Source organism: Acidovorax sp. DMC1, assembly GCF_056314325.1.
Genome location: NZ_JBQUYO010000001.1, coordinates 297,644 through 319,143, shown reverse-complemented (window position 1 = coordinate 319,143; position 21,500 = coordinate 297,644). Strand labels below are relative to the sequence as shown.

The following is a 21,500-nucleotide window of genomic DNA, read 5'->3' as shown; positions in this document are numbered from 1 at the left end:
CCATGTCGCCGTGCGCTACATAACAAGGAGAATTGAGTGAGTGATGCGAAATACCGCCTGGTGACCCGCAGTGACTTTGACGGCCTGGTCTGCGCGGTGCTGCTCAATGAGCTGAATCTGATCGACGAGATCACCTTCGTCCACCCCAAGGACATGCAGGACGGCAAGGTGCCCATCACCAGCCGCGATATCACCACTAACCTGCCCTATGTGCCGGGTGCGCACCTGGTGTTCGACCACCACGAGTCCGAAACCATCCGCAACTCGGGCCGCCGCGACGAGAACCACATCATCGAAGCCCATGCCCCCTCAGCCGCGCGGGTGGTTTACAACTATTACGGTGGCAAGGCGGCCTTCCCCCGCATCACGGACGAGATGATGGCCGCCGTGGACCAGGCCGACTCGGCCCAGTACTCGCGCGAGGACATCCTCAACCCCCAGGGCTGGGTGCTGCTGAACTACCTCATGGACTCGCGCACGGGCCTGGGGCGTTTTCGGGAGTTCCGCATCAGCAACTATGCGCTGATGATGGACCTGATCCAGTACTGCCGCGACCACACCATCGACGAGATCCTGGCCCTGCCCGACGTGCAGGAGCGCGTGCAGCTCTACCGCGAGCACGCCCCCAAGGCCCAGGCCCAGCTGCAAAGCTGCGCCATCCGCATTGCCAACCTGGTGGTGCTGGACCTGCGCGACGAGGAAACGATCTGGGCCACCAACCGGTTCATGATCTACGCGCTGTTCCCCCAGTGCAACATCTCCATCCATGTGATGTGGGGGCTGCAAAAGCAGAACACGGTGTTTGCCACCGGCAAGTCCATCCTGGACCGCAGCAGCAAGACCCATGTGGGCAACCTGATGCTGGAGTTTGGCGGCGGCGGCCATGCGGCGGCAGGCACCTGCCAGGTCGCCAACGACAAGGCCGACGCCATGCTCAAGACGCTGATCGAGCGCATCACCACCGACGGTTGAAGCCGTCGCTCCCGGCGGGGTGGCGGTCCGCCGCTCACGCCGGGCCCTTGAAAACCGGGCACATGCCCCTACATCACGCCTGCTGGTTCGGCAGGCGTGATTTTTTGTGCCGATTCCATTCGCATTCGTTCAGACCGATTTCCATAGAGAGAACCCCTCCATGAGCAAGCAAACCCTGTCCTTCCAGGCGGAAGTAGCCCAGCTGCTGCACCTGGTCACCCATTCGCTGTACTCCAACCAGGAAATCTTCCTGCGCGAGCTGATCTCCAACGCGTCGGACGCCTGCGACAAGCTGCGTTTTGAGGGCCTGAACAACGCTGCCCTGTTTGAAGACGCCCCCAACCTCGAAGTGCGCGTGACCTTCGACAAGGCCGCCAAGACGCTGACCATCACCGACAACGGCATCGGCATGAGCCAGCAAGAGGCGATCGACCACCTGGGCACCATCGCCAAGAGCGGCACCAAGGATTTCATGGGCAAGCTCTCGGGCGACCAGAAACAGGACGCCCAGCTCATCGGCCAGTTCGGCGTGGGCTTCTACTCGGGCTTCATTGTGGCCGACAAGATCACCGTGGAATCGCGCCGCGCGGGCCTCAAGCCCGAAGAAGGCGTGCGCTGGATCAGCGGTGGCACGGGCGACTTCGAGGTCGAAACCATCACCCGCGCCCAGCGCGGCACCAGCATCATCCTGCACCTGCGCGACGATGCCGAGGAATACCTCAACGCCTGGAAGCTCAAGCAGGTCATCGCCAAATACTCCGACCACATCAGCCTGCCCATCCTGATGGAAAAGGAAGAGTGGAAAGACGGCGAGCTGATCAACCCCAATGACGAAAACGGCGGCCGCCAGCCCGGCGGCATGGTCAAGACCGGTGAGTGGGAAACCATCAACAAGGCCAGCGCCCTGTGGACGCGCCCCAAGAAGGACATCACCGAGGAACAATACGCCGAGTTCTACAAGACCATCAGCCACGACCACGAGGCCCCGCTGACCTGGGCGCACAACCGCGTCGAGGGCAATACCGAGTACACGCAGCTGCTGTACATCCCCGCCAAGGCCCCGTTCGACCTGTGGAACCGCGACAAGAAGGCGGGCGTTAAGCTGTACGTCAAGCGCGTCTTCATCATGGACGACGCCGAAGCGCTGATGCCCACCTACCTGCGCTTCGTCAAGGGCGTGATCGACTCCGCCGACCTGCCGCTGAACGTGAGCCGCGAGTTGCTGCAGGAAAGCCGCGACGTGCGCTCCATCCGCGAAGGCTCGACCAAGCGCGTGCTGAGCATGCTGGAAGACCTGGCCAAACACGACAAGCACGAAGCCGCAGCGGCTGAGGGCGCCGACGGCGTTACCGACGTGGTGAGCGAGGAAGACAAGGCCAAGGAAGGCAAGTACACCGCGTTCTACGCCGAGTTTGGCGCCGTGCTGAAGGAAGGCCTGGGCGAGGACTTTGCCAACCGCGAGCGCCTGGCCAAGCTGCTGCGCTTTGCCTCCACGCAGAGCGATGCCGTGACAGTCTCCTTTGCCGACTACAAGGCCCGCATGAAGGAAGGCCAGGAGGCCATCTACTACATCACGGCCGAAACGCTCGCCGCCGCCAAGAACAGCCCGCAGCTCGAAGTCTTCAAGAAGAAGGGCATCGAAGTGCTCCTGATGACCGACCGCGTGGATGAATGGGCGCTGAACTACCTACACGAGTTTGATGGCACCCCGCTGCAAAGCGTGGCCAAGGGTGCGGTGGACCTGGGCAAGCTGCAGGACGAAGCCGAGAAGAAGGCTGCCGAAGAGGCCGCCGAAGCCTTCAAGCCCGTGCTCGCCAAGCTCAAGGAAGCCCTCAAGGACAAGGCCGAAGACGTGCGCGTGACCACCCGCCTGGTCGATTCGCCCGCGTGCCTGGTGGTGCAGGACGACGGCATGAGCACGCAGCTGGCCCGCCTGCTCAAGCAGGCCGGCCAGCAGGCCCCCACCACCAAGCCTGTGCTGGAGGTGAACGCCGAACACGCACTGGTCAAAAAGCTGGACGGCAGCGTGCACTTTCACGACCTGGCGCACATCCTGTTCGACCAGGCCCTGCTGGCCGAAGGCGGCCTGCCGGAAGACCCGGCAGCCTACGTCAAGCGGGTGAATGCCTTGCTGGCCTGAGTTGGGTGCTTTTTGAGTAAAAACGACCGCAAGCGCTAGTGCCATAAGCGCTGGCTGCTATCAAAATAAGAAACCCCGGTGGTGCCTGGCGCCATCGGGGTTTCTTTATTGGGAGTGGAGGCTGGCGTGTGCTGTTATCCGGTCTTCCCGTCCTGCAGGGGCGTTCGGAGGTCCGTGACGACTCCTCACACCTCGGGCTCTGCCAGCTCCAGGATGCGTGCGTGGACCTGGTTGCGCTCAGCCGGGTCGGCATCGATCAGGGCCTTCAGCGCGCCTTCGGGCAGTTGCATGCCCTTGCGCCGATCGTCCTTGACCGGCATGTTTCGCCAGCCCGACAGCACCAGCCAGTCCCACAGCTCAGCGGGCAACGGGTGTGTGACCAGCATCTTGACTGGCCCCCGCATGATGAGTGCCCCCACCGGAGGCAGCGAGCCCACCGGGGCGGGCCGGCGAGGCTGGCGGATGGACAGGGCGTTGCGAATCCAGTCTTTCATGGGGGCAGTGCAAAGGGGGGATGGCGGCAGCATAGCCCAGCGCCGCCCGCAACGCCATCAGCTTGTTTCCATTTGAGGCAGGAGGTCGCTTCGCTCTGCGACGCGCTCGGTACCGTGCGCCCCAGCCCCCTGCGGCGGCTGCCGCGGCACCGCATCCAGCCGGTACCCCACCCCATACACCGCCGTGATCGTGTAGCCGTTGGCCTCCGTCAACTCCAGCTTGCTGCGCAGCCGGGACATGTGGGTGTCCAGGGAGCGCGAGGGGGTGTCGGTGGCATCGCCCCACACTGCCTCGCGCAGGTGGGTGCGGGACAGCAGGCGGCCTGCGTTGCGGAACAGGAACAGTGCGAGTTCGTATTCGCGGTGCTTGAGCCCGATGGCTTCGCCGTGGAGTTGCAGGGTGCGTTGTTCCGCGTCAAAACGGTACGCACCAAAGTCCAGCCGCGCGCCCATGGACTGGGGGAAAGCCCGGCGCAGCAGGGCGGTGGTGCGGGCCACCAGCTCGCCCATGCGCAGGGGCTTGCTCATGAAGTCGTCGGCGCCGCGCGACAGGGCCTCGACCACATCGCGTTCATCGCTGCGGCGGGTGATGAACAGGATGGGCGGCAGCATGCCGTGGGTGTTGCGCACGGTCTGCACCACGTCTGTCCCTTCCATGTCGGGCAGGTGCCAGTCCACCAGCAGGAGGTCGAAGGTTTCTTGGCGCAGCGCCTGCAGCAGGCTGGTGCCGTCGGCGAAGGTGTGGCACACGTGCTGGTGGCATTCCAGGGTGCCCTTGATCTGCTCCAGCAGGAGAAGGTCGTCGTCAAGGACTGCGATGCGCATGGGAATGGGCTCTGGGGGCTGACACCCCGGTGGATCAACAAAACGCTCCCGTCACAAGGGAGCGCTTTGATGTTGCCCCACATCGGCCCGCTGTGCGCGCGGTTTGACAATCGTTTGCAATGCTCCGGTGCCCGCGCGGGCCCGGCTGGACAAGGCCTGCTCAGGCCACCAGCGGCTCTTCCTGCATGGCCTCGATCTGCTCGATCAGCATGTCCACCTGCCCGCGCCAGTAGTCGCTGCTGCCAAACCACGGGAAGTTGGCCGGGAAGATCGGGTCCTGCCAGCGGCGCGCGAGCCAGGCGCTGTAGTGGATGAGGCGCAAGGTGCGCAGCGGCTCGATGAGCGCCAGCTCGCGGCGGTCGAAGCTGCGGAACTGTTCGTAGCCGTCGATCAACGCACCGAGCTGGTGGGTGCGCTGGCGCCGGTCGCCCGACAGCAGCATCCACAAATCCTGCACGGCCGGGCCCATGCGCGCGTCGTCCAGGTCCACAAAGTGCGGGCCGCCCCGGCCCCATTCATCCAGCGGGGTCCAGAGGATGTTGCCGGGGTGGCAGTCGCCGTGCAGGCGGATCTGGGTGGCATCGTTCAGGCCAAATGTGCCTGTAGCGCTAGTGGAATATGCGCTGGTAGCTATCAAATCAAGAGCTTTTTCGCACTGTGTCTTCCAGGCGGCTTGCATGTCGAGCGGGATGATCTCGTTCATCAACAGCCAGTCGCGCGACGCCGTGCCAAAGGTGGCCAGGTCCAGCGTGGGCCGGTGTGCAAAGGGCTGGGCGGCGCCCACGGTGTGGATGCGGGCCAGAAAGCGGCCGATCCATTCCAGCACCTCGAAGTCGTCCAGCTCGGGCTGGCGTCCGCCGCGCCAGGGGCTGACGGAAAAGGCAAAGCCATCGTGCTGGTGCAGGGTGGCGCCGTTCAGCACCAGCGGGCCCACGGCGGGCACCTCGGCGGCCATCAGCTCGGCGGCAAAGGCGTGTTCTTCGAGGATCTGCGCTTCGCTCCAGCGGCCCGGGCGGTAGAACTTGGCCACCACGCGCTGGCCGTCTTCCAGTGTGGCCTGGTACACCCGGTTTTCGTAGGACGACAGGGCCATGAGGCGGCCGTCGCCATACAGGCCCACGCTGGCCAGCGCGTCCAGCACCTGGTCGGGGGTGAGGCGGGCGTAGGGGTGTTGGTCGTTCGAGGCGTTGGCAGCGGTATTGGGGGGCAATGGGGTCATGCCCCATTGTCGCCGCCGCGCCCTTGACGGCCGCGCATAGCGTTTCAGCCGGGCAGCATCGTCGCGATATGCCCCGCTCGTGGGTCGCCGCTGCCTGCCAGCACGCTGGCAAACAGGGCCTGCGTGGCCTGGGGCCCCGCATGGCGCTGCACCACCAGCCAGGGCTGCGGCCCGGCCGACACGGCGGTGCTGAACTGGTTCCAGGTTGCCACCAGCCGGTCGTTCAGGCCCTGCGCGCCCCAGTCGGTATGGCGCTTCTTGACCTGGGCGGGGGCAAAGAACATCACTGGGCGCGGGCCGGGCAGCTGGCCGGCGCCGCCCAGATCGCCCACATGGCTCGCACCCACCGAGCAGCTGTAGGCCAGGCCGGTGAAGTGGGCGTGGATGCGCTGGCGCAGGCCCACGCTACCTGCAAAGTCGATGTACACGCTGGGTGTGGCACCGTCGAGGGTGTCCAGTGCGTCGTAGGTGACCACGCGGTGGTAGCAGCCCAGACTCTCGCAAAACGCCACGTTGCCGGGCGAGGTGAGGCCGATGACCTCGATGCCCTCCCGCTGCGCAAGCTGGAAGGCCGTACCGTAGGCGGTCTTGCTCGACGCGCTGGACAGCAGCATGCGCTTGGCGCCATAGAACTGCTGGTCGGCCAGAAAGTCGTCGATGAGCCACGAAGTGATGAACAGCGGCCGCAGCAGCGCCTGCACGTCTTCGTTGTCGGCGCGGTATAGCCCGTCAGTGCTGGTGCGCAGGTAGTGGTTGTAGACCGCATGCAGGCCGGCGCGGTGCGGGGCGCCGTCGCTGAAGCCCGTGGGGTTGACGCGGTCTGGCGACAGCACGGCCTGGCTGGCCATGGGCCAGTAGCCATACAGCCGCTCGCCCACGGCCACGGCCGGGTGCAGCGACTGCACCACGGTGCCAAAGCCCCACACGGGCACGATGCCCCAGCCGGCCTCGCCGGTGGGGAAAAACTGCCAGTAGTTCAGCATGTCGCCCAGCGCGGCGTAGGTGATGTTGTTGGCCGTGAGGGCAAACGACTCGACCCGCACGCGGACCTGGCCTTCGGCCAGCGGGGTGTCGTCGGTGGTGATCAGGCTGGTGGTGGCCAGCTGGTCCTGGCGCACGAGGAGGGTGGTGGTGCTCATGCTGCCACGCTAAACCAAAGCGTGCGCGCGCTCAAGCGATGCGCGCCGCCTGGGCGACAGGTGCGCGGCGTGTCGGTGCGCCAGATTGCTAACGGGCTCAGTCCGCCGTGGGCTGCGCCAGTTGCTCGAAAGGCAGCGCCTGCTTGACCAGGATGACGGTGCAAGGCGCGTCGCGTGCCACGCGCATGGGCACGGTGGCAAAAAAGCGCTGGGTCTGCAGCCCGTGCGTGGCGGCGCCCAGGATCATCATGCTCACGTGGTTGCTGGCCGCGTAGCGCACCAGCGCCTGGGCCACGTCGCTGGCTTCGAGCACGTGGTAGCTCACGGCATGGCCGGTCAGGTCCAGCCCCTGGGCCCACTGGCGCAGGCGGGCCATGTGCTGGCGGTGCAGCGTGGTCTCGCTGCGCTCGCTGTCACTGGTGCTGCTGGCGCCGGGCGACACCACCGTCACGCAGGCCAGCCGTGCGCCGGGGCGAATGCCCAGCGACCGGGCCACGGCCTGGCGCAGCGAATACAGCGTGGCGTCCGTCACGTCGGCATGGGGCACGGCCACCATGAGGATGGGCGTGTCCTCGATCTGCTGTGAGGGCAGGGGGCTGGGCGTGTAGTGCATGCCCGCCGCGCGCAGCCAGCGGCGCAGGTGGGTGCCCAGCGGCGTGCGCTCGGTGCGCTCGCCGCGTTCGGTGATGAGCACCTGCTCGGGGTGGGACAGGTCGAAGGCCAGGTGCGCTGCCGAGGGGTAGCGGCTTGCGGCCTCGGGCTCCAGGCAGCGCAGGATGACCTCTTGCAGCCAGGGCGGAATGTCGGCGCGGTGCTTGCGCGGCGGCGCGGGCGTCATCCACAGGCGCTGGCGCATGCCGCCGCTGGTGGTGGGGGCGCCAAAGGGCAGCTCGCCCGTGGCCAGTTCGTACAGCATCACGCCGATGGCAAAGATATCGCTGCGCGGGTCGCCGCGCACGCCCACCACCTGTTCGGGCGCGATCCAGGCGGGCGAGCCCACGGCCTGGCGCATCTCCTCGGCCAGCAGGTCGGGGTAGTGGGCGTGGCACGAGAGGCCAAAGTCCAGCAGCACGGCCGTGCCGTCGTCCTTGATGAGCACGTTGGCGGGCTTGAGGTCCAGGTGGCACACGTTCTGCTGGTGCAGGCTGTGCGCCGCGTGGGCCGTGGCGGCGCCCAGGCGGGCTATGGTTGCGATATCGCAGCGCCCGGGCGCTTCGTCCAGCCAGTGCTGCAGTGTCTGGCCGGGGATGTACTCCATCACCAGGTAAGGCAGCCGCACCAGGTCGCCCGCCGCCACAAAACGCGGCACATGCGGGCCGCTGAGCACGGGCAGGATCTGCAGCTCGACCTCGAAGCTCACGATGTTCTCGGCCCCGTCGCCCGCCGTCATGCGCGGGATCTTCATCGCCATCGGAAAGCCCGGGCTGCGGTCGGTCTGGGCGTATTCCACCGCGTAGATGTGGGCCATGCCACCCGCGTGGATGCAGTCCACCACGCGGAAGCCGTCGATCTCGGTGCCAGGCTCCAGCAGCTTCATCTCACTGGCCCTTTTCCAAGCGATCGGCATAGAAGCCGGGCAGGCCCGCCGCGCGGATGGCGGCGGCGGCGGCCAGGTGGTCGTAGGGCACGCGGTAGAAGGTGATCTGCCTGGCGGTGTCGTCAAACAGCGCGTACATGGCCCGCGCATCGCCATCGCGCGGCTGGCCCACCGAGCCCACGATGCCCAGCCACTGGCGGTGCGTCGGCACGGGCACGGGCACGCCGGGCTCGGGCGCAAAACGCATCAGCTTGGCCGTGGGCGTGAGGAAGTACAGCACCTGCTCGTGCACATGGCCGCAGAACACATAGCGGATGGCGGGGTCGATGCCTTGCGCTGCGGTCATGCTGCGCTCGGCGGCGTTGGAGTCCTCCACATACCGCCACTGCGCGGGCATGTCGGCGCTGGCGTGCACCAGCAAGGCGCTGCTGCCCAGCCGCGCCGTGAGCGGCAGCGACTGCAAAAAGGCGATGTGGCTGTTGCCGAGCTGGTCGTGTGTCCACTGCGCGCCCAGCTCGCTGCGGTTGCGCGGGTTGGCGGGAGGCGCCAGGGCCATGGCGTCGTGGTTGCCCAGCACGCACAGGGCACCTTGCTGGGCCAGGTCGCGCACTTGCTCCACCACCGCCACGGGCTCGCCGCCGTAGCCCACCAGGTCGCCCAGCAGCGCAAATTGTTCGGCGCCTTGGGCGCGGGCATGTTGCAGGCAGGCGTCGAGGGCCTGGCGGTTGGCGTGGATGTCGGACAGCAGGGCGATTTTCATGGGGTTGTCTCCAACCCCATCATCGCGGGTGTCGCTGAACGCCAGCTTGCAGGCGGCAATCCCTGTGTGGCTTCAAAGCAAAAATAGCTGCCAGCGCTTGTTGATCAAGCGCTGGCAGCTATGGTTTTGGTAGCTCAGAGGCTGCGCTGTGCGGCGGCTTTTTTGTCCAGCGCCAGCACCAGGCCCAGCGCAATGATCGCGGGCAGCGCCTGGCTGAAGAAGATCTTGGGCGCTGCGGTGGCGGCTCCGAACACCCCGGCCACGATCACGCAGGCCAGGAAGAAGATCTTGAACAGCCGGTTGCCGGTGAACAGCCCCCAGAACAGCCCGGCTGCCAGAAAACCGTTGTACAGCCCCTGGTTGGCCGCCAGCGTGGTGGTGGCGTCGGCGAACTCCTGGGTCAGGTTGAAGGTCTTCATGCCCTGCGGTTTGTTCCAGAAGAACATTTCGAGCACGAGGATGTACACATGCTCGATGGCCACCAGGGCCACCGCGATGCGGGGAAGCAGCTGGCGGCCCATCGTCTTAGACGATCGTGATGGTCACGTCGATGTTGCCGCGCGTGGCGTTGGAGTAGGGGCAGACCTGGTGGGCTGCGTCCACCAGCTTCTGGGCGGTTTCCTTGTCCAGGCCGGGCAGGCTGATGGCCAGGCGGGCGGCGATGCCGTAGGCGTTCGGGATGGGGCCCAGGTCCACTTCGGCGTCGATGGACACGTCCTGCGGCACGGGGATGCCGATCTTGCCGCCCACAGCCTTCATCGCGCCGATGAAGCAGGCTGCGTAGCCGGAGGCAAACAGCTGCTCGGGGTTGGTGCCGGTGCCGGAGGTGCCGGGCGAGGACAGCTTGACGTCCAGGCGGCCGTCATCGGTCTTGGCGGCGCCATCGCGGCCACCGGTCACATGCGACTTGGCGGTGTACAGGACTTTTTCGAGCTTGGTCATGGTGTCTTCCTTGCGGTTGTTGCCCACGGTGGGCGGTGGAGGGAATCGGTTCTGGCGGTGTCGTTGCGTATTTCTGCGGGCCGTCAGCGTTGCTCGCTGAGCCGGTCTCGCAACTGCTTGAGTTCGGTGGTCAGGGCGGTCAGCTCAGCAATCGAGCATTGGCTGCTTTGCAGCACACACTGCGGAATGGCCTCGGCCTGGTCGCGCAGCGCGCGGCCCTCGGCGGTGAGGGTGATGCGCACGCGGCGCTCGTCCTGCACATCGCGCAGCCGGGCAATCTGGCCCTGGGCCTCCAGGCGCTTGAGCAGCGGCGTGAGCGTGCCGGAGTCGAGAAACAGGCGCTCGCCCAGCTCGGACACGGTCACGCCGTCCTGTTCCCACAGCACCAGCATCACGAGGTACTGCGGGTAGGTCAGGCCGATGCGGTCGAGCAGGGGCTTGTACAGCTTGGTCATTGCCAGCGAGGCGGAATACAGCGCAAAGCAGACCTGGTTGTCCAGCCGCAGGATGGCGGGGCTGGGAATGTGGGGTGTGCTGTGGCTGGGCATGGGGTGAATTGTGGGTGCAAATTAAATTGTGTGCAATTGAATTGTGAAAAACTTTGTTAATGGGCGGGATTGTGCGGGTCGGGGAGCAGAGCCGCGCCATCGGTGCTATTCGCGCGTCCCGCTGGCGCAGGCGGGAGCGTCGTGCCCCCGTTACTCTTCGGAAATTGCTATCAATAGCAGAGCTACTGGCGCATGATTCATCTGCGCTAGAGATCGATTTGGCTTGAAATTTGACGCATGGCGGTTCGGGCGACAACGAACCACCAGGAATCAGCGCCCGCTGAACTGCGCCGGTCGCCGCTCGACAAACGCGCGCACGCCTTCGGCTGCGTCTTCGCTGTTGGCCAGCTGCTTCTGCACGGGGATGAAGTCCGCCACCGCCGCCGCCTGCCCCTGCTCGATAGCCTTGAGCACGTTGAGCCGCGTGGCCACCACGGCCAGCGGGGCCTGGGCCTCGATGCGCTGGGCAATCTGCAGCGCTTCTTGCAGCTCCTGGCCTGCGGGCACCACCTTTTGCACAAAGTTCAGCCGGTAAGCCTCGCTGCTTCCGAACTCGTCGGCCGTCAGCAGGTGCAGCAGCGCATTGCCCGTGCCCGCGCGCTCGGCCATGCGCAGCGTGGCGCCGCCCGTGGCCATGATGCCGCGCTGCACCTCCATCTGCGAGAAGCGGCAGTTGTCGGCCGCCACCACGATGTCGGCGCCCAGCATCAGCTCGATGCCCACCGTGAAGCAGATGCCCTTGACCGCCACCACCATGGGCTTGGTGCGGCGCCGGTAGCCAGGCAGGCCGTAGTCGTGGGGCTCCACCAGGCCTTCAGGGATGGCTTTCTCGCCGCGCTGCATGTAGGCGCTCACGGCCGGCAGGTCCAGCCCGGCGGTGAAGTGGTCGCCAAACGCATGCAGCACGCCCACGCGCAGGGCGGGGTCGTCATCGAGGCGGGTGTAAGCCTCGGCAAGCTGGCGGAACATGGGGGGCGTCCAGCCATTGCGCTTGGCGGGCCGGTTGATACCGATCAGCAGCACATGGCCGATGACCTGGGTGTCGATACAGCCCTCGGGCGGGGGTGTGGTGGGGGTGATGTGTTTCATGGGCGCGGTCTCCTGGCCCATGATTGAAAACGCAATGGAAACTGCGCGCCGTCCCCCGAGGGACAGCGCGCTGAAGGCCGTCAGTAGGTGTAGACGCCTTGCCCGGTCTTGCGGCCCAGGCGGCCGGCGGCCACCATTTCCTTGAGCAGCGGGCAGGGGCGGTACTTGCTGTCGCCAAACTCGGTCAGGTACACGTCCATCACGGCCAGGCACACATCCAGGCCGATCATGTCCGCCAGCGCCAGCGGGCCGATGGGCTGGTTGCAGCCCAGCTTCATGCCGGCGTCGATGTCCTCGGGCGTGGCCAGGCCCTCGGCCAGCACAAAGAAGGCCTCGTTGATCATGGGCACCAGGATGCGGTTCACCACAAAGCCGGGCGCGTTCTTCACGGTGATGGGGCTCTTGCCCAGCGCCTCGGCCAAGGCCTTCACGGCGTCGTGGGTCGCGTCGCTGGTCTGCAGGCCGCGAATGATTTCCACCAGCGCCATCATGGGCACGGGGTTGAAGAAGTGCATGCCGATGAAGCGGTCGGCGCGGCTGGTGGCGGCGGCCAGCTTGGTGATGGAGATCGAAGAGGTGTTCGAGGCAATGATCACCTCGGGCGCCACGATGGCGTCCACCTGCTTGAGGATCTTGAGCTTGAGCTCGTAGTTTTCGGTGGCGGCCTCGATCACGAGCTGCGCGGCCTTCAGGTCGTCGTAGCTGGTGGAAGTCTTGATGCGCGCCAGGGCGGCCGCCTTGTCGGCTTCGCTGATCTTTTCCTTCTTGATCAGGCGGTCCAGGCTGCCGGCCACGGTGGCCAGGCCTTTTTGCACTGCAGCATCCGAAATATCAACCATCACCACGTTGATGCCCGACACCGCACAGGCCTGTGCAATGCCGTTGCCCATGGTGCCTGCGCCGATGATGCCTACGGTCTGAATCGTCATATAGAGAGCCCTCTTCAAAGTGAAACGGATAGACGGAATGGTAAGGGGAATCGCACGGCCGTTCGGTTATCGTGCGTCAAACCTGAACCCACAAGCCGCTGCGCAGCATGGCGGAGGAGACACCACAACATGTTCGACTACATCGTGATCGGCGGCGGCTCGGCAGGCTCCGTGCTGGCCGGCCGCCTGACTGAGAACCCCGCAGTGCGCGTGTGCCTGCTGGAGGCGGGGCCTGCCGACAACAGCGTGCTCATCCACTGCCCGGCCGGGCTGGCCGTGATGGCCAAGTTCGAGCTGAATGGCTGGGGCTTCAACACCACACCACAGGCGGCGCTGAACAACCGGCGCGGCTACCAGCCCCGTGGCAAGGTGCTGGGAGGCTCCAGCTCGATCAACGCCATGGTCTACATCCGGGGTCAGCACGCCGACTACGACCACTGGGCCGCGCAGGGCAACCCGGGCTGGGGCTGGGAAGATGTGAAGCCGTACTTTCTGCGCGCCGAGAACAACGAACGCGGCGCCAACGCTTGGCATGGCCGGGGCGGCCCCTTCAACGTGGCAGACCTGCATGCACCCAACCGGTTCAGCCAGTATTTCACCGACGCAGGTGTGCAGGCTGGGCACCCGCACAACACCGACTTCAACGGCGCCACGCAGGAAGGCGTGGGCCTGTACCAGGTCACGCACAAGAACGGCGAGCGCCACAGCGCAGCCAAGGGCTACCTCACGCCGCACCTGGCGCGGCCCAACCTGCAGGTCATCACCGGTGCGCATGCCACGCGCATCCTGTTCGACGGCACACGCGCCGTGGGTGTGGAATATCGCCAGGGTGGCGCGATCAAGCAGGTCCGCGCCGGGCGCGAAGTGCTGCTGAGTGCGGGCGCGCTGCTGTCGCCGCAACTGCTGATGCTGTCGGGCGTGGGGCCTGCCGCGCATTTGCAGCAACACGGCATCCCGGTGCTGCACGATCTGCCCGGCGTGGGCCAGCATCTTCACGACCACCCCGATGTGGTGCAGGTGCTGGACGCCCCTGAGTTCAAGGACCTGTTCGGCCTCTCGTTTTCGGGCATGGCGCAGACGCTGCGCGGCATCGTCGAATGGCGCAAGCACCGCACCGGCATGCTGACCACCAACTTTGCCGAGGCGGGCGGCTTTATCAAGAGCGACCCGTCAGAGGCTGCGCCCGATCTGCAACTGCACTTTGTGATCGGCAAGCTGGTGGACCACGGGCGCAAGACGGTGTTCGGCCACGGCTACTCGGCCCATGTGTGCCTGCTGCAGCCCAAGAGCCGGGGCTCGGTCACGCTGGCCAGCCGCGACCCCATGGCCTTGCCACTGGTGGACCCGAACTTCCTGGCGGACCCCGACGACATGGCGCGCATGGTGCGTGGCTTCAAGCGCACGCGCGAGATCCTGATGCAACCGGCGCTCGCGAAGTTCGGCGCCAAGGAGCTGGCGGCTTCGGCCAGTGCGCGCACCGACGCGGAGATCGAGCAGTTCATCCGCCAGTACGCCGACACCATCTATCACCCCGTGGGCACGTGCCGCATGGGGCCTGGGCCCATGGATGTGGTGGATGCCGAACTGCGCGTGCATGGCCTCGCAGGCCTGCGTGTGGTGGACGCGTCCATCATGCCGCGCATTGTGAGCGGCAACACCAATGCGCCCACGGTGATGATTGCGGAAAAGGCGGTGGACCTGCTGCGCGCCGCGCCGTGAACGATTTCACGTTTGGCGCCCGGAGCGCGATTTTTAAGGTTTTCAAAGGGTCTGTTTAAGGAGTTTTTAACAGGCAACAACGCGGCGAATTTCTAGACTTCTTGGCATGGAAGCGGGTGCATGGTGCACCCGGCCCGGCGCCCAAAAAAAGGCGCTGAAAGAGCCCAACGAGGCCATGAAAGAACGTGATGAAGATTGATGCCCGCGAAATTGCCGCACTGACCCAAGCCCAACCCGCCGCCCCCCGCATGGACATGTACGCCAGCATCCACAAGGCGCTGCGCGCCTTTATGGCCGACACGCTGCTGGGCCTGGGCCGCATGGATGTGGACGACGACCTGGAGTTTGCCCAGACCTGCGACCGCGTGATGCAGCTGCTGGACCTGTGCCGCGCGCACCTGCACCACGAGAACCAGTTTGTGCACGCTGCCATGGAGGCGCGCCAGCCCGGCTCCAGCCAGAACATTGCGGGCGAACATCTGGAGCACGAACAGGCCATCACGGCCCTGGCCGACGGGGTGAACCACCTGATGGCCTGCGCCAAGCCCGCACGTCCGGCGGCCACCCTGGCCCTGTACCGGCAGCTGGCACTGTTTGTGGCGCACAACTTCGAGCACATGCACGAAGAGGAGACAGCCCACAACCGCGTGCTCTGGCAGTGCTACACCGATGCCGAACTGGCGGGCGTGCACGATGCGCTGGTGGCCTCGATCCCTCCGCACGAAATGATGGTGGTGGCCCGTTGGATGGTGCCCTACATGTCGCCGGCCGAGCGCACGGCCATGCTGTCGGACATGCAGCAGCATGCGCCTGCTCCTGTGTTGGCTGCAGTGCTGGCACAAGTGCAGCCGCACCTCACGCAGCCCGAATGGACCAAGCTGATGCGCAGCCTGGGCCTGGCGGTGGTGCCCGGCCTAGTGCACTGAGGTTCAAGCGTCTTCCAGCACCACGGGGCGCAGCACGCACAGCCGAAAGCGCCCGCGCCCCGTTTTTTCGATGTGGATGTGTGGGCAGTTCTCTTGCAGGCGGCGCTGCAGCAACAGCAGGCGGGCCTCCAGGTTGTCGGCCACATCGGGCAGGCGCAGGGCGGGGTCCAGCCGCAGTTCGCGGTTGGTGAAGTCCACGCGCCCGGTGTGCTGGTGGTCGCGCAGCAGCTTCCAGACAATGGCGCCCGCCACCCCCTTGATCAAATAGTCGTCGTTGATGAACACGCTGTCGTTGGCCGCAAAGTGGCGCACCCGCAGCGCGCTGCCGCTCACTGGCGGTGCCGCTGTCGGAGTAGGCAGCGGCTCGGGCGCATCGGGCGCGGCCTGCAGCAGATCGATGGCGGCGGCCAGCTGGCCCGCAATGGCCACCAGCAGGTCTTCATCCTCGAAGCCAAAGCGCATGTCCTCGGGGCTCTCGGCGAACAGCACACCCAGCAGGCGCCCGGCCGACAGCAGCGGAACCGCCACCTGGCTGTGCGGCTCGGGCAGGCCGGGGTAGGGGATGTCCAGGCCGCGCAACGAGGGTGCATCGGGTGTGGCATGCGCGTCCATGCTTTCGCGGATGGCATGGCTGTACAGGGCGGCGTGCGTCATGTGGCTGATGCGCACCGGCGTGCGCTCGCGCGCAGCCATGCCGATCACTCCCTGGCCCAGCCGGATTTCGGAACCCACGCCCGATGTGGCATAGCCGCAGCTGGCCACCGTGTAGAGCTGCTGGGCGCTGGCGTCCAGCATCAGCACCATGGCGTGCTGGATGCCCAGCTTGTCCTGCAGGCCCTGCAGCGCGCCTTGCAGCAACTCGTCCAGCCCCGAGCAGCGCGCGATGCTCTCGCTGCACAGACGCAGCGTGTGCAGCAAACCGGAACGCGGCGCCGGTGCCGGCAGGCCTTCGCCCGCCACCGATTCGATGCGCTCCACAGCGTAGATGTCGGCCCCTTTGAGTTCAAACACCTCGGCCATGCCCGCATGCGACGCAATGCCCGCCAGCTGCGCGCGCATGCTCTCGAACACCGGGCCACTGTCCTCGGTGCGTTCGTACAGCAGGTGCAGGCGGTAGAAGTGGGCGGTGACTGGGTCCAGCACCAACACCGACGCGCGCGGGTTGCGCAGGATGTTCTGGCGGGTCTTGTTGAAGAACTGGAACGACAGTGCCACATGCGCCGCATCCACATAGACCACCTGCGAGATGTAGGCCACGTTGGGTGTGCCGTCAGGGTCGCAGGTCGCCATGATGGCGGGAATCGCCCCTTCCAGGCAGGGGCGGATGCTGTGCAGGGACGGCGCTGCGGTGCTCATGGCTGCGGTACGGGTGGTGTGGGTGGTGCGGGCGGCGCACACAGCTCCGCGCCTGCGCGTGGGCCTGGGGTCTGGTCGAACGCGCTGGTGGGGGTGAATGTCACTGCCACCACATCCTGCAGCGGTGCTGCCAGCATGGCGCCCACATACTGCGGCCCATAACCCACCCGGCCCACCTCCTGCACCATGGACTGCAGGTAGGCCTGCAACACGGGCAGATCGCCGTCATGGGCCGGGCGCTGCGTGGCCCGGCGGGCCTTGAGCTGCAGCGTCTGGTGGGTGGATGGCACGCTGAACACCACGGCAATCTCGCCGGTGTGCGCAATGTCCTGCAGCAACTGCTCGGACTGGCTGCGCCGCAGGTACACCGTGACCTCCTGCCCATCGCCGCTGATGTGGCTGCCCACGGCCCGCATGATGCTGGGGCGCAGGGCCGCATCGCGTGACGCCACGATGGCCGACACGCCCTTGGCCACCATGGCGATATGGCTGGTGCCGAGCAGCACGGTCATGCCTTGAAGCGCTTGCGGGTTAGGGCCAGCGCCACCCAGAAGGCGACCACCGTGGTCACCACCAGCACCAGGCCATGGCGCAGGGGGTGGGCGGGCCACTGGTCCATGAACAGCGGGCGCACCAGCTCGACCGCGTTGGTCAGCGGCAGCCAGTCGGAGATGGCGCGCACGATGGGCGGCAGCTGCTCGCGCGGGAAGAACACGCCCGAGAGAAACATCATGGGCGTGAGCACCAGCGTGAAGTAGTAAGTGAAGAAGTCATACCCCTTGGCCAGCGCATTGAAGATGAGCGCAATGCTGGAGAACATGATGCCCACGAACAGCAGCACCGGCCAGGCCACCAGCAGCTTGGGGCTGTGGCTGATACCCAGGGCCAGCATCACGCCCAGGATGGCCGTGACGGTGAACAGCGCCTTGAACGCCGCCCACAGCATTTCGGCCAGCACCACGTCGTCCAGGCTCACCGGCGCGTTCATGATGCCGTCCCAGGTCTTTTGCACATGCATGCGCGAGAAGGCCGAGTACAGCGCCTCAAAGCTGGCCGCGTTCATGGCGCTCATGCAGATCGAGCCGCTGGCCAGGAACAGGATGTAGGGCACCTTGGTGTCGCCCGCTGCGCCGCCCACATTCACCTGCCCCACCAGTGCCCCCATGCCGTAGCCAAAGGCCACCAGCCACATCAGCGGCTCGGCAATGTTGCCCACCAGGCTGGGGATGGCCAGCTTGCGCCAGACCAGCAGGTTGCGCATGAACACGGGCCACCAGCGCACGGACAGGCTGGGCGGGCGCCACACCGACGGCGGGGGCGGGGCCACAGAGGCCAGGGAGGACGGGGTAACGGTTTGCATCCGCTTATTGTGCGATGTTGGCGGGCGCGCGCACAGCCCCCGATCGGCAGTTGCCCCTCCAGCTGGGCACGCCCATTGCTTGGGTGCTGCCATGTCCACCCATGTCCTGAACCTGCCTGCCGGTGCCAGCGCCCTCTGGCAGAACCGCCTCGGGCTGCTGCTGGAATCCACGGGGGAAGGCGTGTTCGGCATCGATCTGGCCGGCAACTGCGTGTTCATCAACCGGGCGGGCGCACAGATGCTGGGCTTTGCCGCCGAAGAGGTGATGGGGCGCAACATGCACGCGCTCACCCACCACAGCCACCCTGACGGCAGCCCCTACGCCGACAGCGACTGCCCCATCTTCAACGCCTTCCGCCAGGGCCTGCCCTGCCGGGTGGACACCGAGGTGTTCTGGCGCCAGGACGGTTCGGCGTTTGCCGTGGAGTATTCGAGCCACCCCATCCTGGAGGGCGAGCAGGTGCACGGCGCCGTCATTGCTTTTGTGGACATCACCAGCCGCAAGCGCGCCGCCGACGAACTGCAGCGCGCGCACGACGACCTGGCCCGCGCCAATGACGAGCTGGAGCGCCGCGTGGCCGCGCGCACCCAGGAGCTGTCGCAGGCGCTGGCGCAGCTGCGCGAGCTGTCGGCCTACTCCGAGCAGGTGCGCGAGGACGAACGCACCCGCATCGCCCGCGAGGTGCACGATGAGCTGGGCAGCCTGCTGGTGGCGCTGAAGATGGATGTGAACTGGCTGCACAAGCGCCTGGGCGAGCAGGGCGAGCGCACGCCCGAGGCGGCGGGTGACATGCGCACCCAGATGCGCTGCAAGTGCCAGAACATGAGCCGCCTGATCGAAAACGCCGTGGACAACGTGGGCCGCATCATCACCGACCTGCGCCCCAGCATCCTGGACCACCAGGGCCTGTGGGCGGCGCTGGAGTGGCAGGCGCAGGAGTTTGTGCAGTCGGCCGAACTGGAGCTGGCGTGGCAGATGGAGGTGCCTGCCACCTTGCACTTGCCCGAGCCTGCAGCCATGGCTGTGTTCCGCATCTTCCAGGAGATGCTGAGCAATGTGGGCCGCCACGCGCAGGCCAGCGCCATCGACATTGCCATCGACGTGCAGGACGAGATGCTGCAACTGCGCGTGCGCGACAACGGCGTGGGCGCCACCCGCCAGGCCCTGGAGGCGCCCACCGCCTATGGCGTGATGGGCATGCGCGAGCGGGCACGGCAGCTTGGGGGCCGGTTGAGCATCACCAGCGAGCCGGGGCAGGGCTCGTGCCTGCAATTGCTGATTCCTCTGGAGCTGTCATGAATTCCGTGGTTCGCGTATTGATCGGGGATGACCACCGCATCGTGCGGGAGGGGCTCAAGCAGGTGCTGGGCGACCCGGCCAATGGCGCGCCCGAGATCACTGTGGTGGCTGAGGCCACCCAGGGCAGCGAAGTGCTGGAGCAGGTCACCGCACTGCAAGGGGCCACGGGTACGCTGGCCCTAGACGTGGTGCTGCTGGACATCGCCATGCCAGGCATGGACGGCCTCGAAGTGCTGCAGGCGCTGCGCAAGGCCTGGCCTGCATTGCCGGTGCTGATGCTGAGCACCTATCCCGAGCGGCAATACGCAGTGCGCTGCATCCAGATGGGCGCGGCGGGCTACCTGCACAAAAGCGCCGATCCCGACGACATGGTGGCCGCCGTGCGCAAGGTGGCCGCTGGCGGGCGCTACCTGACGGAGGCGACCGCGCAAGCCCTGGCAGGTGCACTAGAACGCACCGGGGTGGTGCGCACCGCCCAGCAGGGCACGCCCGCCGGGGTGGACGCGCTCTCCTATCGGGAGCACCAGGTGTTCCGCCTCCTCACTGCCGGGCAGAGCGTGAGCGAAATTGGTGCGCAGCTCAAGCTCGCGCCCAACACGGTGAGCACCTACCGCGCCCGCGTCCTCGAAAAGACCGGCGCGCGCAACGATGTGGAGCTTGCGCTGCTGGCGCGTGGCGCACCGGCAGAGTGAATTCGGTGCGTTGCATGCCCGGTTTGTAGTGCTGGCCCTACACGCTGTAGACACCACACCCACGAATTCATGACAGCGGGTCGACACCGGCAAAAACTGGCCCGCGCTTTGCGTAACGCCTGGCACCAACTTCTTCGAGGTGTGCCATGTCCGAATTCTTCTCGCCCTACGATGCCGACCGCCCGTTGATGCTGAAATGCAGCTGTGGCCGCGACCACACGGTGGCCGACCACCACGCCGAGGTGTCGGCCGATGCCGCCGCAGCCACCCTGCGCCAGCGCAGCGAGACCCGTGAGTTCGAGCTCTACAGCAACGAGTTCATCGAAGCCACGCTGGTCAAGGCGCTGTTTCCGCAAGACGCAGTGCGCCGCCGCTTCATCAAGGCGGTGGGCAGGGGCACGGCCATGGCGGCCATCGCGAGCGTGTTGCCTGTGGCCAGCATGCAGGCCATGGCGCAAGAGAAGCAGGGCGCACTGGAGAAGACCAACCTCAAGATCGGCTTCATCCCGATCACCTGCGCCACCCCGCTGATCATGGCCCACCCGCTGGGCTTCTACAGCAAGCAGGGCCTGAATGTCGAAGTCACCAAGACGGCCGGCTGGGCGCTGATCCGCGACAAGATGATCAACAAGGAGTACGACGCTACGCACTTTTTGAGCCCGATGCCGCTGGCGATCTCCATGGGCCTGGGCTCCAACGCCACGCCGATGAACGTGGCCACCATCCAGAACGTGAACGGCCAGGCCATCACGCTCAGCCTCAAGCACAAGGACAACCGCGATCCCAAGAACTGGAAGGGCTTCAAGTTCGCGATCCCCTTCGAGTACAGCATGCACAACTTCCTGTTGCGCTACTACCTGGCCGAGGCGGGCCTGAACCCCGACACTGACGTGCAGCTGCGCGTGGTGCCACCGGCCGAGATGGTGGCCAACCTGCGTGCGGGCAACATCGACGGCTTCCTCGGCCCCGATCCTTTCAACCAGCGTGCCGTGTTCGAGGAAGTCGGCTTCATCCACCTGCTCACCAAGGACCTGTGGAACGGCCACCCCTGTTGCGCCTTCGGCACCAGCACCGAGTTCATCCAGAAGAACCCCAACACCTTTGCTGCGCTGTACCGCGCGGTGCTTACCTCGGCCGCCATGGCGCGCGACCCCAAGAACCGCGAGCTGATCTCCAAGGTGATTGCCCCCCAGGCCTACTTGAACCAGCCCGAGGCCGTGATCAACCAGGTGCTCACCGGCAAGTTCGCCGATGGCCTGGGCAAGATCCAGAACGTGCCCGACCGCGCAGACTTCGACCCCATGCCCTGGCAAAGCATGGCCGTGTGGATGCTCACGCAGATGCAGCGCTGGGGCTATATCAAGGGCGATGTGGACTACAAGCAGATTGCCGAAAAGGTGTTCCTCATCACGGATGCGAAAAAGCAGATGAAGGCGTTGGACCAGAAGGTGCCCGACGGCGCGTACCCCAAGTTCAAGATCATGGGCAAGGAGTTCGATGCGGCGAAGGCTGCCGAATACGCGAAGAGCTTCCCCATCCGCAAGGCGGCATGA

At 66.1% G+C, this 21,500-nt stretch carries 21 protein-coding genes; 7 read left to right on the top strand and 14 right to left on the bottom strand.

All coding sequences use genetic code 11. The features are described from left to right. The first annotated feature begins 36 nt into the window (after nt 1-36). Together ACT531_RS01490 and htpG are read left to right on the top strand one after the other, a co-directional pair. A complete protein-coding gene (locus ACT531_RS01490; RefSeq protein ID WP_015012363.1) occupies nt 37-972 on the top strand; it encodes an exopolyphosphatase in 936 nt (311 codons plus the stop codon). A gap of 160 nt (nt 973-1,132) precedes the next feature. After that, the gene (htpG, locus tag ACT531_RS01485; RefSeq protein ID WP_476016238.1) at nt 1,133-3,112 is read left to right on the top strand and encodes a molecular chaperone HtpG; all 1,980 of its coding nucleotides are present in this window, start codon (nt 1,133-1,135) and stop codon (nt 3,110-3,112) included. A gap of 185 nt (nt 3,113-3,297) precedes the next feature. Here htpG and ACT531_RS01480 read toward each other — a convergent pair whose 3' ends face one another. From ACT531_RS01480 to ACT531_RS01430, 11 genes are all read right to left on the bottom strand, one after another. Continuing rightward, on the bottom strand, nt 3,298-3,606 hold the full coding sequence (locus tag ACT531_RS01480) for a hypothetical protein (protein WP_295944321.1): 309 nt from the start codon (nt 3,604-3,606) through the stop codon (nt 3,298-3,300). A gap of 57 nt (nt 3,607-3,663) precedes the next feature. After that, nucleotides 3,664-4,431, bottom strand: a complete 768-nt coding sequence (locus tag ACT531_RS01475) for a response regulator transcription factor (protein WP_476016237.1) — start codon at nt 4,429-4,431, stop codon at nt 3,664-3,666. A 160-nt stretch (nt 4,432-4,591) separates the two neighbouring features. After that, entirely contained in the window at nt 4,592-5,650 is a 1,059-nt protein-coding gene (locus ACT531_RS01470; protein ID WP_476016236.1) for a serine/threonine protein kinase, read from the bottom strand. 44 nt (nt 5,651-5,694) lie between these two features. Next, nucleotides 5,695-6,789: a DUF2855 family protein gene (locus ACT531_RS01465; RefSeq protein WP_476016235.1), complete on the bottom strand. Its 1,095-nt coding sequence runs from the start codon at nt 6,787-6,789 to the stop codon at nt 5,695-5,697. Nucleotides 6,790-6,886: 97 nt separating this feature from the next. Further along, nucleotides 6,887-8,326: a serine/threonine protein kinase gene (locus tag ACT531_RS01460; RefSeq protein ID WP_476016234.1), complete on the bottom strand. Its 1,440-nt coding sequence runs from the start codon at nt 8,324-8,326 to the stop codon at nt 6,887-6,889. 1 nt (nt 8,327) lies between these two features. Further along, the gene (locus tag ACT531_RS01455; RefSeq protein WP_110961588.1) at nt 8,328-9,086 is read right to left on the bottom strand and encodes a metallophosphoesterase family protein; all 759 of its coding nucleotides are present in this window, start codon (nt 9,084-9,086) and stop codon (nt 8,328-8,330) included. 134 nt (nt 9,087-9,220) lie between these two features. Beyond that, nucleotides 9,221-9,607, bottom strand: a complete 387-nt coding sequence (locus ACT531_RS01450; RefSeq protein ID WP_476016233.1) for a DUF1304 domain-containing protein — start codon at nt 9,605-9,607, stop codon at nt 9,221-9,223. A 4-nt stretch (nt 9,608-9,611) separates the two neighbouring features. Continuing rightward, the gene (locus tag ACT531_RS01445) at nt 9,612-10,028 is read right to left on the bottom strand and encodes an organic hydroperoxide resistance protein (protein WP_476016232.1); all 417 of its coding nucleotides are present in this window, start codon (nt 10,026-10,028) and stop codon (nt 9,612-9,614) included. Nucleotides 10,029-10,111: 83 nt separating this feature from the next. Beyond that, complete coding sequence (locus ACT531_RS01440) at nt 10,112-10,576, bottom strand: MarR family winged helix-turn-helix transcriptional regulator (protein ID WP_476016231.1); 465 nt, start codon at nt 10,574-10,576, stop codon at nt 10,112-10,114. Nucleotides 10,577-10,846: 270 nt separating this feature from the next. After that, nucleotides 10,847-11,665 carry a crotonase/enoyl-CoA hydratase family protein gene (locus tag ACT531_RS01435; RefSeq protein ID WP_476016230.1) on the bottom strand — a complete coding sequence of 273 codons (819 nt, stop codon included), beginning with the start codon at nt 11,663-11,665 and terminating at the stop codon, nt 10,847-10,849. Nucleotides 11,666-11,745: 80 nt separating this feature from the next. After that, nucleotides 11,746-12,594 (bottom strand): 3-hydroxybutyryl-CoA dehydrogenase, encoded by an 849-nt coding sequence (locus tag ACT531_RS01430; RefSeq protein ID WP_015012375.1) that lies wholly within the window; start codon nt 12,592-12,594, stop codon nt 11,746-11,748. 129 nt (nt 12,595-12,723) lie between these two features. Here ACT531_RS01430 and ACT531_RS01425 point away from each other — a divergent pair, with 129 nt between their 5' ends. Together ACT531_RS01425 and ACT531_RS01420 are read left to right on the top strand one after the other, a co-directional pair. Further along, entirely contained in the window at nt 12,724-14,313 is a 1,590-nt protein-coding gene (locus ACT531_RS01425; protein ID WP_476016229.1) for a GMC family oxidoreductase, read from the top strand. A 188-nt stretch (nt 14,314-14,501) separates the two neighbouring features. Beyond that, nucleotides 14,502-15,239, top strand: coding sequence for a hemerythrin domain-containing protein (locus tag ACT531_RS01420; protein ID WP_476016228.1), 738 nt, complete (start codon nt 14,502-14,504; stop codon nt 15,237-15,239). Between the two features lie 3 nt (nt 15,240-15,242). On the opposite strand, the gene ACT531_RS01415 is transcribed toward ACT531_RS01420, so the two are convergent. Genes ACT531_RS01415 through ACT531_RS01405 form a run of 3 tightly spaced genes read right to left on the bottom strand, consistent with a single transcriptional unit; the run spans nt 15,243 to nt 17,955 of the window. After that, entirely contained in the window at nt 15,243-16,595 is a 1,353-nt protein-coding gene (locus ACT531_RS01415) for a GAF domain-containing protein (RefSeq protein WP_043565971.1), read from the bottom strand. Then, nucleotides 16,592-17,107, bottom strand: a complete 516-nt coding sequence (locus ACT531_RS01410) for a hypothetical protein (protein ID WP_476016227.1) — start codon at nt 17,105-17,107, stop codon at nt 16,592-16,594. The genes ACT531_RS01415 and ACT531_RS01410 overlap by 4 nt, the downstream gene beginning before the upstream one ends. Next, entirely contained in the window at nt 17,104-17,955 is an 852-nt protein-coding gene (locus ACT531_RS01405; RefSeq protein WP_476016226.1) for an ABC transporter permease, read from the bottom strand. Before ACT531_RS01405 ends, ACT531_RS01410 begins: the two co-directional genes overlap by 4 nt. Before the next feature lie 91 nt (nt 17,956-18,046). On the opposite strand from ACT531_RS01405, the gene ACT531_RS01400 reads away from it, so the two are divergent. The 3 genes from ACT531_RS01400 (at nt 18,047) to ACT531_RS01390 (ending at nt 21,500) form a co-directional block, all read left to right on the top strand. Next, complete coding sequence (locus ACT531_RS01400) at nt 18,047-19,255, top strand: sensor histidine kinase (RefSeq protein WP_476016225.1); 1,209 nt, start codon at nt 18,047-18,049, stop codon at nt 19,253-19,255. After that, a complete protein-coding gene (locus tag ACT531_RS01395; protein ID WP_476016224.1) occupies nt 19,252-19,947 on the top strand; it encodes a response regulator in 696 nt (231 codons plus the stop codon). Before ACT531_RS01400 ends, ACT531_RS01395 begins: the two co-directional genes overlap by 4 nt. Nucleotides 19,948-20,093: 146 nt before the next feature. After that, nucleotides 20,094-21,500, top strand: coding sequence for a CmpA/NrtA family ABC transporter substrate-binding protein (locus ACT531_RS01390; protein ID WP_476016223.1), 1,407 nt, complete (start codon nt 20,094-20,096; stop codon nt 21,498-21,500).

Bases quoted from the DNA above. Each gene is read 5' to 3' on its own strand.
- ACT531_RS01435 (WP_476016230.1), bottom strand. From the start codon at position 11,665: ATGAAACACATCACCCCCACCACACCCCCGCCCGAGGGCTGTATCGAC.
- htpG (WP_476016238.1), top strand. From the start codon at position 1,133: ATGAGCAAGCAAACCCTGTCCTTCCAGGCGGAAGTAGCCCAGCTGCTG.
- ACT531_RS01480 (WP_295944321.1), bottom strand. From the start codon at position 3,606: ATGAAAGACTGGATTCGCAACGCCCTGTCCATCCGCCAGCCTCGCCGG.
- ACT531_RS01415 (WP_043565971.1), bottom strand. From the start codon at position 16,595: ATGAGCACCGCAGCGCCGTCCCTGCACAGCATCCGCCCCTGCCTGGAA.
- ACT531_RS01460 (WP_476016234.1), bottom strand. From the start codon at position 8,326: ATGAAGCTGCTGGAGCCTGGCACCGAGATCGACGGCTTCCGCGTGGTG.
- ACT531_RS01425 (WP_476016229.1), top strand. From the start codon at position 12,724: ATGTTCGACTACATCGTGATCGGCGGCGGCTCGGCAGGCTCCGTGCTG.
- ACT531_RS01410 (WP_476016227.1), bottom strand. From the start codon at position 17,107: ATGACCGTGCTGCTCGGCACCAGCCATATCGCCATGGTGGCCAAGGGC.
- ACT531_RS01475 (WP_476016237.1), bottom strand. From the start codon at position 4,431: ATGCGCATCGCAGTCCTTGACGACGACCTTCTCCTGCTGGAGCAGATC.
- ACT531_RS01400 (WP_476016225.1), top strand. From the start codon at position 18,047: ATGTCCACCCATGTCCTGAACCTGCCTGCCGGTGCCAGCGCCCTCTGG.
- ACT531_RS01470 (WP_476016236.1), bottom strand. From the start codon at position 5,650: ATGACCCCATTGCCCCCCAATACCGCTGCCAACGCCTCGAACGACCAA.
- ACT531_RS01440 (WP_476016231.1), bottom strand. From the start codon at position 10,576: ATGCCCAGCCACAGCACACCCCACATTCCCAGCCCCGCCATCCTGCGG.
- ACT531_RS01405 (WP_476016226.1), bottom strand. From the start codon at position 17,955: ATGCAAACCGTTACCCCGTCCTCCCTGGCCTCTGTGGCCCCGCCCCCG.
- ACT531_RS01455 (WP_110961588.1), bottom strand. From the start codon at position 9,086: ATGAAAATCGCCCTGCTGTCCGACATCCACGCCAACCGCCAGGCCCTC.
- ACT531_RS01420 (WP_476016228.1), top strand. From the start codon at position 14,502: ATGAAGATTGATGCCCGCGAAATTGCCGCACTGACCCAAGCCCAACCC.
- ACT531_RS01450 (WP_476016233.1), bottom strand. From the start codon at position 9,607: ATGGGCCGCCAGCTGCTTCCCCGCATCGCGGTGGCCCTGGTGGCCATC.
- ACT531_RS01445 (WP_476016232.1), bottom strand. From the start codon at position 10,028: ATGACCAAGCTCGAAAAAGTCCTGTACACCGCCAAGTCGCATGTGACC.
- ACT531_RS01465 (WP_476016235.1), bottom strand. From the start codon at position 6,789: ATGAGCACCACCACCCTCCTCGTGCGCCAGGACCAGCTGGCCACCACC.
- ACT531_RS01390 (WP_476016223.1), top strand. From the start codon at position 20,094: ATGTCCGAATTCTTCTCGCCCTACGATGCCGACCGCCCGTTGATGCTG.
- ACT531_RS01395 (WP_476016224.1), top strand. From the start codon at position 19,252: ATGAATTCCGTGGTTCGCGTATTGATCGGGGATGACCACCGCATCGTG.
- ACT531_RS01430 (WP_015012375.1), bottom strand. From the start codon at position 12,594: ATGACGATTCAGACCGTAGGCATCATCGGCGCAGGCACCATGGGCAAC.